Below are 13,823 nucleotides of genomic sequence, written 5' to 3' on the forward strand. Positions count from 1 at the left end.
AGACGCTAGCAGGTTATTAACAGGAGTTAGTTAACGGTTTTGTAACGCGTTCGCCATCCGGGTCCACCCGTGGTGCAGCTACGGGGAACGCCGCCCGACGCCCCGGAATCCGGGACGAAGGAGCGGCGTGGGCGGGTCGTCGGGCGAGCTCAGTCCGTCAGTCGGAGGTCTTCGGCCGGCCACCGGGGCGACCACTGGAGTCGCGGACGACCAGATGCGTGCCGAGGAGCTGGTGCGGATGCTGGTCCTCGTTGCGGATCGCGGAGAACAACAGGTCGGCGGCTGTGCGGCCTTTGGTGGTGATGGCCTGGCGGATGGTCGTCAATCGCGGGCGCGTCCACGATGACTCCGGCAGATCGTCGTACCCGGTCACCGTCACGTCGCCGGGCACGTTCAGCCCGCGGTCGTGCATGGCGTCCATGGCACCGAACGCGAGGATGTCCGACATCGCCACGACAGCAGTGGGCGGCGCCGACGCCATCAGCGCCTTCGCGGCACGGAATCCGTCCATCCTCGTCGCGGGCACCTCCGCCAGCTCGAGGTCATCCAGGCTCATGCCTGACTCCTCCAAAGCCCGGGTGATCCCCGCGATACGGCGGGCCAGCGGACCCCTGTAGCCGCGTTCCGCGTGCTCCGGTCCGGGATCGATGGAAAGGAGCGCGATCCGCCGGTGCCCCAGATCCAGCACGTGACGCATCACCTCGTACGCCCCGCCCTCGTCGTCCACATCCACGCTGGACACGTCCTCGTGAGGGCTGCTGTCCACCAGGACGAACGGGATGCCCCGCCGACGCAGCTCTGCCACTTCACCGCGGTCGTGCTCCAGTCCGCACACGATGAACCCGTCGACCGCCGCGTACGGGATGGCCTTCAGCATCGAGTCCCGCAGTGGTGGGGTCAGCAGCAGTGTGTACCCCTGCTCGTCGCACACCTGGCCCACCCCGGTCAGGAACCGGGCGTAGTAGGGGTTCTCCATGACTTTCGCCAGGTTCTGCGGCAGGAGCACACCGAGCGACTGCGTTTGGCCCGCCTTCAGCATCCGCGCCAGGGTGTTGGGCGCATAACTGAGCTCCTGCGCCGCGGCGAGGATGCGATCACGAGTGCTTGTCGAGAGCTTCTCGGGACTGTTGAATGCGAAGGACACCGCCGACCGCGAGACACCCGCAGCCTTGGCCACGTCATTGGCGGTAGGGCGCGTTCGCCCGCCTCGCGGCGCGGCCCCGGACGAAATGCTCGACATGCCAGCCCCCGATTTATTTACGATTACTAACGGTAAGGCGCATGTAGGGCGACTGAGCCAGGAAGTCGAAGGTTGACGAGTGCTTCCTGCTCCGCGGCCACGGCCCTCGTGGCATTAACCCATTAATAACTTGAGTTAGCAAACCTCTCCAACTCTGCCCGCTGGATCCAGCCGCCATGGGTCATGACCGGGCGGACGATGCGGCGATCGCCGGTCTCTGGATGAGGACACGACCGACCCGCGCGACGCGTTCGCCATTGCGGATGCAGCCCGCGTCATACCTCACACCCTCCGCCAGGTCGACCTCGAAGACGAGACCATCGCCGAACTGGAGATGATCGTCGGCTTCGACGACGACTTGGCCGGGGAAGCAACGCGCATCAGTAACCCGCTCCGCGGCCGGCTCACCCAGATCCACCCCTCGCTGGAACGGGTCCTGGGGCCTTGGCCTGGGCAAGGCCCGGGGTAGCCGCCCGGCATTCTTCATCTGGGCGGCCGCTCTTGTTTGCGACTGTGCTCAGCTGCACGACCCGTACGGCGCCGTCCCACCACGGGCGGCAGGCAGGCGGCGAACGTTGCCGAGGGCGTTGTCACGTTGTTGGAGTTCCGTGGGATGATCTTGTGATTGCTCGTTGTGGGAGGGGGCGTTTCGTGTCGTCCGCGTCGCCGTCGTACAGCAACCACCGGTACCCGGCGGAGGTGATCTCGCACTGCGTGTGGCTGTACTTCCGCTTCCCGCTGTCGTTCCGCGAGGTCGAGGAGCTGATGCTCGAGCGCGGCGTCATCGTCTCCTACGAGACCATCCGCCGGTGGACTCTGAAGTTCGGGCAGGACTACGCGAACGCGCTGCGCCGCCGGCGTCCACGCCCGCCACAGGTACTTCTGCTCACCGTTGACCTTGATGAAGTCCTCGTCCAGGTGCTTCCCAATGAAGTTGTCAAGCGGTAGTAGTGACTGGGGGTATGACGCGGTAGCACCGTCGGTCACGGATCAGGGCCCAGATGACGTTGACGCGGCGGCGCGCGAGGGCGAGTACGGCCTGGACGTGGCGTTTGCCCTCGACGCGCTTGCGGTCGTAGAACTTCCGCGAGTTGGGGTCGCAGCGGATGCTGACCATGGCGGAGGTGTAGAAGACCCGTTGCAGGCGGCGGTGGTAGGCCTGCGGCCGGTGGTGGTTTCCGCTGACCTTGCCCGAGTCCCTGGGGGCCGGGGCGACGCCCGCGAAGGCCGCGAGGGCGTCCGGGGAGGCGAACTCGTCCAGGCTGCCGCCGACCGCGGCGAGGAACTCCGCGCCGAGCACGGCACCGATGCCGGGGACGCTTTGGATGATCTCGGCGAGTTCGTGCTCGCGAAACCGGCACTCGATGAGCTTGTCGATTTCGGCGATGCGCTCGTTGAGGGCGATCACTTCCCCCGCCAAGGTGTGGACCAGCCTGGCGATGGTCGTCTCCCCGGTGACGGAGGTGTGCTGGCGGTCGGCGGCCTCAATTGCCGTGGCGGCCAGGGCCTTGGCGTTGCGAACCCTGCGGTTCGTCAGCCACTTCGTCAGGCGCGTGACGCCCGCGCGGCGGATCGCCGCCGGGCTCTGGTGCCCCGTCAGCAGGACCAGCGGTCCGGTGTTGGCCAGGTCCAGGGCCCGTTCCAGGGCGGGGAACATGCCCAGCAGTGTGCCGCGCAGCCGGTTGACGGTGCGGGTGCGGTCCTCGACCAGGTCGGACCGGCGGCCGGTCAGCAGCTTCAGTTCGACAGCCGCCTCGTCGCCGGCGCGGATGGGCCGCAGGTCGCGGCGGATGCGTGCCTGGTCGGCGATCACGTTGGCGTCCCGGGCGTCGGTCTTGCCCTCGCCCCGGTAACCGTCGGATGCCCGGTTTACCGTGCGCCCGGGGATGTAGAGGACCTCCTGCCCGTGGGCGATCAGCAGAGTGAGCAGGAGGGCGGGTTCACCGCCGGTCATGTCGATTGCCCAGGTCACCTCGTCGCCGTCGGCCAGCGCGAGGACGTCGCCTATTAACTGGAGCAGATCCGGCTCGTCGTTGGCCACCCGCCGCGACAACAGCTTCCTGCCCTGGCCTTCCAGGGCAACACTGTGACGATGAGCCTTACCGCTGTCGATCCCGGCCCAGATCCGGCTCATATCGCTCCCGAACGTCGTACTTGCAGGACGTACCACGGACGACCTCGCCGGCATTGCCCTACACAGCGACCTGTCTCGCACTTCCCAATCGGCGGCCGAGTCGTCGTGGGGCGCCAGGCGGCGAAGCATCTGAAGCCATGAACGGCAGCCACTTGTCAGCCACACCCAGCACCCCTGGGTGTCCCCACCCTACGAATGGGAGGACCAACCCATCAAGAAAGGTAGAGCCACTTGTCCCCGGGCCGCGGGCGCCGGCGGCGCAGCGCGTTCGCGTAGTCGCCCAGTCATACAGCAACCGCAAATGCTGCTCAGCGTCAGCCCCGTGCACGGCTAACGCCAGCTCACTTCGGGGCGCGGGCAAGGCTCAACCATCGCGCTTCCTGGCCGCCTTCAGCCGGATCTCACCCCGCTTCCGACCCCGCCGGCATCTCCTCACCGCACCCGGCCACCGAGCCGAGATGACCGACCGCTGCACCACCTGCAAACACATCATCACCACCAGCGCCGCCTGCCAGCGACCACCTGAACCAGGCCACGAACCGAGACAGACACATCGCGACCCCGACCATACCAACGCGGGCTCCTGCGAGTTGACAACGCCCTCGTGTCGCTACTCGTCCTTCGGGCAGTCCAGGCCGTTTGGCCCCCACTTGTCCACGCTCGGCTTGTGCACGCTGAATTTGCCGCAGTGCAGCACTAGTTGAGGTCCCGCCTTCGTGTATCCCACGATGACGAACCCCTTGTCCACCGGCGGCTTGGACCCGGCGTTCCCTTCCGGGTACATGATCGCGCCACTGACACCTTCCAGCTCGATGTCACTGTCCAGCTTGGACTTCACGCCTGCGGCGTTCACCTCGCCCCTGTTGCTCGCGTTCGCGCCGTCGATCGCCCAGCTCAGCACCCGGTAGGCGTCATAGCCCAGCGGCCCGTGACCGTCGCTGCGCCACGGGTCGTCCTCGCCCGCGTAATAGGCGTAGTGCCGCGCGAACCGCTTCGCCTCGCCATTGGCCTGGGGGTGACCCACCGGCAGCACATGTGCCGTGTGGTAGAGCCGCAGCCAGTTCAGCGCCGGGGTGTACTCCCCGGCCAGCGCCGCATTGGTGAGCTCGTTGCCCGCGATGACGGTCAGATTCTGGTACGCGCAGCCGGTGTTGTTGTAGTTGTCCAGGAAGGTGTTGAAGCTCTCCACCCGCGACGCCCAGTACAGGACGGTGCGGCGCTCCTGCTTCTTATACGCGCACACCCGCCTCGCCACATCGCTGCCGTCCGTGTCTCTGTCGGGGTAGCCGATGCGTTTCGCCTCATCGCCGAACCGCCCGGCGAACTGGCCCCCTATCTCCTTGCTGTAGAGATCGCTGGGGTCGCTCACCACCACCGCCTGGACCGCCGACTCGCAGTATCCGGAGTTCTCCTCGGGGTCGTCCTTCTCCTCGATGACACTGCCACTGAGAGCGAAGTCGGCCGCGATCTGGCTCTCCCGGCTGTTGCCGGGCGCCATGGGCCGGTAATACTGCCCGGCGGTCTGCATCTCGTCGGCCGTGGCCGTCGTACTGATCAACGGCACCCGTCCGGCGCTGAGTTTCCTGGCCGCCTGCAGCGTCTTATACCGGCTCTCGGCGAACCCCACCACACCGACGATCGTCCGGTGGTCCTGATACTGGTCATTGGCCCGAGTCTCCTCGACGATGTCGTCGGCCATCGCCGGCGCGTTGACGAAGTCCTTGCCGCTGTCGCGGACGCCGACGATCAGCTGCACCTTCTCGTTCTGCGGGTCCTTCGCCGCTTCGGAGTTCAGCCGGATCTGCGCCAGCCAGACGCCGCGCAGCTCGGCCACGGCCCCGTTGTACTCCCCCTTGCTCTTGTCGGCGCTCACCGAGGAGCCCAGGTAGACCACCGTACGAACGGTGGCCCCGCGCCGCTCGGCCGCCAGCGCCGCCTTGTTGTTGACCTCCTCGATCTGCTCGACGACAGTCCGGTACGGCGATTTGCCCGCGGTGCCGCGCAGCACGTTCTGCGTGGCGTCCACGTTCCGCAGCGCCTCGGGTACGACCGTGTCGCTCACCTTGCTGCCGTCCAGACAGCGGGTGTCCTCGCCGGACCCACCGCGCCAGATCGGCGTCGCCCCTAAAACGAGCGCGACCACGGCGGTGCTGACCACCGCCACCTGCACGCTGCTCTCCGCCCTCGGCCCCAGCACCGGGGTGGGCGGCTGCACGCGGGCGACGGCGAGTCCGACGCCGTCGAAGTCGCTGTCGGCCAGCGAAGGAAGCAGCAGCCAGGGATCGTTGTCCCCGGCGTGCCCGTCGGGCGGCGTCAGCAGATACTGTGCCTCTGCGGCCAGTCCCTCGGCCCGCTCCTGATGCCACCGCTGCCCGCTGACCTCGACGTAGTCGTCCGGCTGACCGGCGCCGACCACCAGCAGCGAGGCGGATCCGTCCACGCGGTAGACGCTCCGGTACGCCTGAAGGAACCGGTTGGCGTCCTTTCCACCGTCCTCGGCGGCGGCGGGCAGGTCCAGCAGGACCACGCGCCGGGTCCTGCGGCGCCGCTTCCAGGGGCCCACCCGGCCCGAATGCGCCCGGTGCAGATCGGCCAGCATCGCGCGCAGCAGCAGTTTCTCCAGCTCCAGCAGGGCATTCTGCTGGTCCTGCGCGTTGCCCCGCAGGGCGATCGCCTGACCGCCGAGCACCTCCGAGATCCGGTCGAAGAACGTGCCGTGCGTCCGGGCCAGGTTCAGCCACTGCCTGTACCAGCCGTACCGCCGCGACGTCAGCAGGCGCCGCTTCCAGCGCCAGGACCACAGCCGCCGGGGCAGCCGGTAGAACAGCGGCCTCGCCACCACCCGGGTCACATAGGTCATCACCACACCCGAGCCGTCCACCGGCGGCGCCAACTGTGCCAGGGCGTGCGGGAGTCCGTCGGGCTCCGCGACCCTGCGCTCGTACAGCTGGTTTCGGAGCGTCGCGCCGCCGAGCAGATCTTGCAGTTGCCGGTCGCTGAGTTCGTCCGGGCTCTGCGCGGCCAGCCCTCGCGCCTCCTCGACCAGTCTGTCCACCAGATCGAAATCGCGGAGCTTCAGCCGGCCGGTCCGCTTGGACGGATCCCGCGGCAGCTCTCGCCCGACGTGCAGGGTGAGCAGATCCTGTCCGGGATCGGCGGAACGATGGCGCTGCGGCCTGGCGAAGGCGACGGCGCGGCCGTCCGGTGTCTTCAGGGACTCCTCAAGGGCGTCCAGCACGCGCTTCGACCGCTGTCCGGCCCGCTCGCCCTCGCCCCCGGTCCGCAGCAGGACCGGCGGAACCGTCTGACTGTTCAGCAGTCTCCAATTGCTCGGAAAGACCGCGGAGCGGAAAGCCCGGAGGAAATCGGTCGCTCCCACCGCATTCGGGAATCCCATCATGTGCCCCCTCACTGTTGATGAGTGGGGGCAAGTATGCGACAGAACAAGGCCATTGGCGGAACAGGATCCAGAAAGGGACACACGAAAGGCACACCCGGCCGTCGAGGTCGCCCAGCCCACCGGCGCCCCTCAGCCTCGTACCGCGCGGACAAGGCTGAAGCAGGGACGGCGAAGCCTCCTGGGTCGACAAACCCTTGGAGGCTTGTTCCATACTCCGCTCTTTGGTGATTCCGGTGGTGCGGCTCGCCCTGGCTGCGGCATGGTCGGTCCCAGTGCAGCGCGCCCCTGTTCCGGGGTGCTGGGGAGCGGGCGAAGGTAGGGGTGGCCATGGGTACGGGTGAGCGGGAGACGTGGACTTCGGAGGAGTTCGGTGCTTCTCACGAGGGAGCGGTCGGCGTGCTCCTGAGCGATGGCGCTGTCCCGTCTCCGGTGTTCTTCGCGATGAGTTCCGGTGGGGGCGGGCAGTCGGTGTCGGAGTGGAGCGTCTATGACGGCCGTGACTTTCACGGGCCGCGGGCTGCCGCTCTGCGCGCTGTGTGTTCCTGTGGCTGGACCGGCCCCGAGCGGACGCTGGACTGGGAGGCGATCGGTGACCGGGACCTGGCCGACGCGGGCGGAGGTGCGGCGAGCACGTGCACGCTGGACTGGGACGCGCACACCGTCGAGGTGGGGCGGTTGGCCATCCCTCTGCCGGAGACGGTCACCTCTCTGCTGACGCAGCTCCAGGAAGAGATTGAGAAGTTGGCGAAGACCTCGCCGCTGGCGGCCTTGCGGGCGGCCCGCCGCCTGGAGGTGACGGCCGTGGAGGTCGCGTACTGGCCGGCCCACGACGCCCGGCAGGATGCGACTCCCGGACAGGCCGCTACAGCTCTCGGACTGAACGAGGACGCGGCACGGAAGCTGATGGCCCGCTTCGGCCGCTGGAGTCCCTACCGGTAGGGCACCCCTTCCGACTTGAACCGGACGCCTATCTCCATGGCTACGTACGTACGTGAGCACGGGAGTCGGCCCGGCGGAGAGCCTCGGATACGACCCTGACACCGGCTGAACCCGGGTGCGGCCGACCCTGTGCGTCGCTCGTCCGGGCCGGGTGTCTGTGAACGTTCTCGCCCACCCTATGGGTCTTGATGTACTGGACTGTCGGAGCAGACAGGGCGAAGCAGGGGAGCGGGACGTTGGCCGGTTACAGCAGGAGTTGCACCCTTGAGCCGAGGGGTGCGTGCGCGTGAGGGACTTCAAGGACTTCGAGTGGGTGGTGTGGCGCCTGGAGGTCCAAGACCCGTCGCAGCTCGCGGGCGAGGATCCGGACCTGGACGAGCGCACCCGGGAGACGATGACGGAGCTGGCCGCGTCACTGGGCTGCGTGTACGACTCCTGCGTCGACTACGACTCCTACGAAGACGAGACGCCGTACTACGCCTGGTGGGTCCGCATGCCCGCAGCCGAGCACGCCCGACCCGGCAAGGACGGCCTCCCGCTGGTCATTGGTCCGCTGCGCCAGTACCTGATCACCCAGCTTCCCGACGGGTTGAAGTGGGAGATCACGCCGGACCGCGAGCTGACGTATGGCCACGCCGGCAGCGTGGCCATACGGACCGCCTACGACGATCTGATCGCCCCGTTCGAGCGCGCCCTGATGCCGCTGCGCCGCGACGGGGCCGATGCACTTGATCCGCGGGCGAAGGTCTGGAAGTGGGAGGAGGACCTCCTGGTCGGCACGTTCGACCTGTGGCTGTGCAGCGACCCGGACCGGTCGCACACCTGGATCGTCGTCACCGTCGGACTGTGGACCGAACCACAGCTCTTCGACGAAGACCCCGCAGCCGGCCTCGGCCACTTCGATTCCCCCCTCGCGCCACCCGCTGCTCTTCTGGTCCCGCCCGCCGGGCCCGGCGACCTTCACCGCCCGCGCGGAGTCCGGCTCCTTCCCAGGCAAGAGCACCTCCAGGACGAAGGCCGCCGACGCCATCGGGACAGCCCACCAGTGGACCGCCAACGACCCCGACGTCCTGGCCGAGCGGGTCGCCCGCGACCTCAAGCTGCTGTGGCCGCACCTCAACAGGCAGGAAAGGAGCTGACGATGGCCTCATATGCGAAGGACCCGCGCTGCACGGCCATGGCCCAGGCCGTGATGCCACTGCTGCGCCGCAGCTGCCCGGAGAACGGAGGCGGCTACGGCGGCTCGTACCAGGTGAATCTGGATGACGAGGAGGCTGTCGGGCTGGGTGGGGTGGAGCTGATCCGTGCCGCGATGCGTAAAGCGGCCCGGCAGCTGGGCTGGAAGGTCACCACGATCGGGATGATCGGCACCCGGCACGGGACCATGGTCGTCGTCTCGGACACCCGTGAGGTGCCCGAGGAACACAGCACCGTGATCAACGACGCGATGAACGACCGGATGCGCGCCGCGCTGCACAAGGTGTGGGGCGAACCGGGTCCGGCGCCCGTACAGCGCGGCTCGGTCGCCTTGATGACGCAGGAATTCCGTGCGGCCGTCTCGGTGAGCAGCGCCTGACCCGCCAGTTTGCGACGTGCGGGACTCGCGCGGCGCCGATGGTGCGCACCGCCGCTGTGGCCCTGCTCGGGGACGCGTTGGTCACGATCCGCATGTACCGGTGGCCGCAGCCAGGATTGCGGGCGGCGTACGGGAGCGGTTCGGAGCCGTCCAGGCTGGTGGACGTGGAGCGGCAGAGGAACATGCCCCAGGGGCGGGGCGGGCCCACCGGGCGTAGGCGAGATCTCTCAGGAGCTTAGGTTCCGCTGTCCACGGATTCGTTCCCAAGAGGGCGCCGGGCCTCGGTAGTCGTGCGTTGCGTCTCCAGAGGTACGACCCGCTCGGCACCCGCGGCCCGCTCCGCAATCCGGGTCCCGAACTGCGCCTGGCCGCGGCAGCACCGGGCGGGGCCGTGCTGGCGCCAGTGGTTCAGGCCGCGCCACAGTCACCGGCCGGGCAGGTTAGTTGCTGGCGGGCGGCAGCAGAGCGACGGCGCCGTGCTGGGCCAGAGCTTCCCGGGCCGTTGCGGTCATGTGGTCCAGTAGCTGCTTCAGCTCAGCCAACTCCCAGGGAAGGGGCGCCCCATCTTCCCCCGCGGCGGCGGCCTCGCCCAGGATGCCGCTCTCCTCGATGGAAAAGACACGCGAGTACAGGGCGCCCAGCAGTTCCATAATGCTTTCGGCCGCCGCGACAACCGTCTCCGGGCCTTCCAGCGCCACCTGGGCGTGTGCCTGCTCCAACCGCTCGCTCAGCTCCTCGTCGTCCAGTACATGGAGCAGCCGCCCGTAGCCGTCTCCGGGCCCATCCACGGCTTCGTACAGCTTGGTGCGCAACCGGCGCACGAAAGCGATGAAGTCGCCGTATACCTGCCGCCTCGGTTCCATGACCTGCAACAGGTGCGCTGACTGCAGCTGACCCGCCAGAAGGACCTGTTGGGACTGAGTTTGCTCCCGCTGGCTCTGGCGGCTCCACCAGGCGGTAATCAGTGCTGGCACACCGGCCAGTACCCCGCCCGTCGCTACTCCCACCACTGCGGCCCACTGTTCATCCATGCCGGTCATCATCGCTCAGCGTCCCGGCCCGGTGGCCAGCCGCGACGGCAGGAAGATCGCCGCAAATCCCGATCACAGAGATGCGCTGACGACCAGTGACAACGTCTCTGAAGGAGGCGAGTTCAGCGGCTGTTGTCCCACAGTCAGGGACCCCGGTTGCCTCACCATGGCGAGTGGTAGACCGACGCGCACAGGATCCCTTACGCAAGGCGATGTGTACCGAACTGTGAGCAACCGGTACGGTCACCGCATGTCTGGGGAGCACAACACACAAGGCGCTGCACATACCGGAGTTGGCGTGGGCGTGGTCAGCGCCGAACTGCCGGCGCAGAGCGGGCCGCCGCTGACGGAGTTCGAGCTCTCGGTCGGCGAGCGCAAGATCCTCCAGTTCAAGAAGAAGCCCCAGATCACGGCCGTTGCCGAACTGGTATGGAACGCCCTGGACGCCAACGCCACCGAGGTCCACGTCGAACTGCGCCGCTCCAGCATGACGGCGATCACCGACGTCGTCGTGACCGACAACGGCCATGGCATGACACCCGAGCGGGCACGCACCGCCTTCCAGGCCTTCGGTACCACCTGGAAGACCAGCAGGACGCACACCCAAGGCGGGGAACGCATCCTGCACGGCCGCAACGGCGAAGGCCGCCTCTTCGCCTTCGCCCTGGGCGACCAGCTCACCTGGGAGTCCGCTACCTGGGAGTCCAGGGATTTTGGCGACGCCTTGGTCGGGGTCCGCATCCGCGGCAACGCCGACCACGCCACCATCTGGCAGGTTGAGGAAACAGAGCCGACCAGGGGAAAGCCCGGCACGACGGTCCGTATCTCTGTTCCCCAGGGCAAGCCCCTGAGCAGCCTGGAGCGCGACGACGCCGCCGCGAACCTCACCGCGAAGCTGGCGTTTTACCTCCGGGCCTACCCCCACGTGTGTGTCACGTTCGACGGCAAACGGCTCGACCCCAGCGACATCATCGTGGGCGAACCCATCGACCTGGAGCTGGACCTGCCACAGGAGTACGCCGGCGAGGACCCGCCCGCGGTCGTGACCTTTGTCGAGTGGAACAAGCGGATGAGCGACCGCCGGATGCTCATCTGCAACGCCGAGGGCATCGCCCTCGGCGAGCACGGCAGCGACTGGTCCGACGGCATCATCAGCTTCACCCCATACCTGCGCGCCAACCTGTTCAACGGCCTGTCCGTCGACGACCTGCACGGCCTGACGATGTCCCACTCCGGACTCCTGGACGCGGCCGTCAGAGCCGTCCAGAAGCACCTGGCCGTTCGCGGGGCCCAGATCTCGGCAGAAGTCGTGCGACAGCTGAAAACCGAAGGGATCTACCCCTACGACGACCAGCCGGCGACCGGCGCGCTCGCCATAGAGCGTCAGACCTTCGACGTCGTCGTCACTGCCGCCCGCCACGCGCTTCCCAACAAAAGGGCCGCTCGCAGCCTTTCCGTCAACCTCATCCGTACCGCCCTGGAGAGCAACCCCGGCGACCTCCACACCATCCTTGAAAAGGTCCTGGCGCTCAGCGACGACGACCGCCGGCACCTGAAGAACCTGCTGGACAGCACCGACCTGACGCACGTCATCGGCGCGGCCACCACCGTCACCAACCGCCTGAACTTTATCCAGGCCCTGCGCAAGATCCTCGCCGACGAACACCTCCGCAAGAACCTGCGCGAGGTCGACCAGCTCCACCCCATGATCGCCAAGAACCTGTGGCTGTTCGGCGAAGACTGGCACATGACCAGGAGCGAGCTGGGACTCACCAACGTCCTCCAAGCCCACCTGGACGACCACCTTGGTGAAGACGTGGTCCTTGAGCACGAGCTTGAAGCCGTCACCCAGCCGGACGGGCGCAGCGGCCGCGTCGACATCCTGCTGTTCCGCAGCCGCAAGGACGACAACAGCACCGAGCGCCTCGTCATCGAGCTCAAACGACCCACCGTTAAGGTCGGCCCGAAAGAACTTGCCCAGATCAAGGGCTACGCCCACGCCATCATCGACGACCCCCAGTACAGCGGGGTGGGATCCAAATGGCGCTTCTACCTCGTCACCTATGAATACTCGGACAAGATCCGTCACGATATCCGGCAGAAGGACCGCCCTGCCGGCCTCGCCGACGTACAGGACAACTACGAGGTCTGGGTCAAGAGCTGGGGCGAAATCCTCGACGCCGCGGAGAATAAGCTGCGGTTCTTCCAGGAGCAGCTGAACTATGAGGCGACCGATGACCGCGTCACCCAGCACCTACGTGAAAGCTACTCGCACTTCATCCCTGATGCCCTGACACAGCTGCACGACGAAGCCGAGGAGACCGAGTCAGCGGGCACCCCGGAACAGGACCAGTGAACTAGGACGTGTTTGAGATGTTGATCAAGGTTATGAAATGATCTTGGGATGTCTCGTGGTGACCTGACGGACGCGCAGTGGGATCGGCTGGAGCCGCTGTTGCCTCCGATACCGAAGATGGGCCGGCCTCCGAGGGATCGGCGGCAGGTGTTCGACGGGATCTGGTGGCGGGCCCGGACCGGCTCGCCCTGGCGGGATCTGCCCGAGCGGTACGGGCCCTGGGAGACGGCATATGCGGTGTTCCGGCGCTGGCAGGTCGACGCGACCTGGACCCGGATCCTGACGAAGTTGCAGGTCAAAGCGGATGCCGACGGGACCATCGAGTGGGAGGTCTCGGTCGACTCCACCGTGTGCCGCGCACATCAGCATGCCGCCGGGGCCCGCAAAAAGGGGCTGACGATCCGGGCCGGCCGCGCGAGGACGGCCTGGCGGCCGAGCCGGACGACCACGGTCTCGGACGTTCGCGCGGCGGGTTGACCACCAAGATTCACCTCGCCGTCGACGCTTCCTTCCACGTCCTGGCCGCTGTCATCACCGCCGGACAGAAGGGTGACGCACCGGCCTTCGAGCAGCTGATGGCCCGGATCCGTGTCCCCCGGACCGGTGGTGGGCGCCCACGGACCCGGCCCGTCCACGTGCTTGCCGACCGGGCCTACTCCTCCCGCGCCATCCGCTCCTACCCGCGTGGACGACAGATCCCGCACACCATCCCGGAGAAGCGTGACCAGGCAGGACACCGCCTCCGACGAGGTTCGGCAGGCAGACGCCCACCTGCCTTCGACCGCGAGATATACAAACGCAGGCACAAAGTCGAGTGCCGATTCGCCCTGCTGAAGCAAGCCCGTGGCGTCGCCACGAGATACGACAAACTCGCCGTCCGCTACGAAGCCACCGTCCAACTCGCCTTGATACGACAGTCGCTATGACCACATCTCAAACACGTCCTAGCGAAGTCCGGAGCGCGCCCAGCCGCCCCCGGGGGTTCCTGCAACTGTCACCGTGTCATCGATTCTTGAGCGCACGCCATGGAGTGCGTGTAGGCCGTGGGATGCGACGCGCCGACTCGGTGAGGAGAAGGCCCGTCGACCTGAACGACCCCGGCGACGGCGCCGCAACAACGGCGCGGGCACCGGCAGCTCCGGCGGTG

The 13,823-nt window shown here is 67.5% G+C and carries 8 protein-coding genes and 3 pseudogenes; 7 read left to right on the forward strand and 4 right to left on the reverse strand.

Annotated features, from left to right (window positions below; genetic code table 11):
- Positions 1 to 157 precede the first annotated feature (157 nt).
- Positions 158 to 1,177 carry a LacI family DNA-binding transcriptional regulator gene (locus tag ACLLJJ_RS32940; protein ID WP_434597926.1) on the reverse strand — a complete coding sequence of 340 codons (1,020 nt, stop codon included), beginning with the start codon at positions 1,175 to 1,177 and terminating at the stop codon, positions 158 to 160.
- 286 nt (positions 1,178 to 1,463) lie between these two features.
- Between ACLLJJ_RS32940 and ACLLJJ_RS32945 the strand changes: the two are divergent.
- Together ACLLJJ_RS32945 and ACLLJJ_RS32950 are read left to right on the forward strand one after the other, a co-directional pair.
- A pseudogene (locus ACLLJJ_RS32945) lies at positions 1,464 to 1,685 on the forward strand (IS110 family transposase); the annotation flags it as partial.
- A 206-nt stretch (positions 1,686 to 1,891) separates the two neighbouring features.
- Positions 1,892 to 2,161: pseudogene (locus ACLLJJ_RS32950) on the forward strand (IS6 family transposase); the annotation flags it as partial.
- Between the two features lie 16 nt (positions 2,162 to 2,177).
- Here the strand turns inward: ACLLJJ_RS32950 and ACLLJJ_RS32955 are convergent.
- Complete coding sequence (locus tag ACLLJJ_RS32955; RefSeq protein ID WP_434597928.1) at positions 2,178 to 3,374, reverse strand: IS110 family transposase; 1,197 nt, start codon at positions 3,372 to 3,374, stop codon at positions 2,178 to 2,180.
- A 347-nt stretch (positions 3,375 to 3,721) separates the two neighbouring features.
- On the opposite strand from ACLLJJ_RS32955, the pseudogene ACLLJJ_RS32960 reads away from it, so the two are divergent.
- A pseudogene (locus ACLLJJ_RS32960) lies at positions 3,722 to 3,844 on the forward strand (IS6 family transposase); the annotation flags it as partial.
- A 140-nt stretch (positions 3,845 to 3,984) separates the two neighbouring features.
- Here the strand turns inward: ACLLJJ_RS32960 and ACLLJJ_RS32965 are convergent.
- Positions 3,985 to 6,771, reverse strand: coding sequence for a hypothetical protein (locus ACLLJJ_RS32965; protein ID WP_434597931.1), 2,787 nt, complete (start codon positions 6,769 to 6,771; stop codon positions 3,985 to 3,987).
- A 399-nt stretch (positions 6,772 to 7,170) separates the two neighbouring features.
- Between ACLLJJ_RS32965 and ACLLJJ_RS32970 the strand changes: the two genes are divergently transcribed.
- Entirely contained in the window at positions 7,171 to 7,713 is a 543-nt protein-coding gene (locus tag ACLLJJ_RS32970) for a hypothetical protein (protein ID WP_434597933.1), read from the forward strand.
- Positions 7,714 to 7,999: 286 nt separating this feature from the next.
- A complete protein-coding gene (locus ACLLJJ_RS32975; protein ID WP_434597935.1) occupies positions 8,000 to 9,289 on the forward strand; it encodes a hypothetical protein in 1,290 nt (429 codons plus the stop codon).
- Between the two features lie 440 nt (positions 9,290 to 9,729).
- Here the strand turns inward: ACLLJJ_RS32975 and ACLLJJ_RS32980 are convergent, their stop codons facing one another.
- Positions 9,730 to 10,320 (reverse strand): hypothetical protein, encoded by a 591-nt coding sequence (locus ACLLJJ_RS32980; RefSeq protein WP_434597937.1) that lies wholly within the window; start codon positions 10,318 to 10,320, stop codon positions 9,730 to 9,732.
- A 298-nt stretch (positions 10,321 to 10,618) separates the two neighbouring features.
- Here ACLLJJ_RS32980 and ACLLJJ_RS32985 point away from each other — a divergent pair, with 298 nt between their 5' ends.
- The gene (locus ACLLJJ_RS32985; protein WP_434597939.1) at positions 10,619 to 12,676 is read left to right on the forward strand and encodes an ATP-binding protein; all 2,058 of its coding nucleotides are present in this window, start codon (positions 10,619 to 10,621) and stop codon (positions 12,674 to 12,676) included.
- Positions 12,677 to 12,724: 48 nt separating this feature from the next.
- A protein-coding gene (locus ACLLJJ_RS32990; protein ID WP_434597941.1) for an IS5 family transposase occupies positions 12,725 to 13,602 on the forward strand; the annotation gives its coding sequence in 2 pieces (ribosomal slippage) (positions 12,725 to 13,075 and positions 13,078 to 13,602; 876 coding nt in all).
- The last annotated feature ends 221 nt before the right edge of the window (positions 13,603 to 13,823 follow it).

The sequence above is a fragment of the Streptomyces sp. A5-4 genome, assembly GCF_051131715.1.
In the GTDB taxonomy this organism is placed as follows: domain Bacteria; phylum Actinomycetota; class Actinomycetes; order Streptomycetales; family Streptomycetaceae; genus Streptomyces.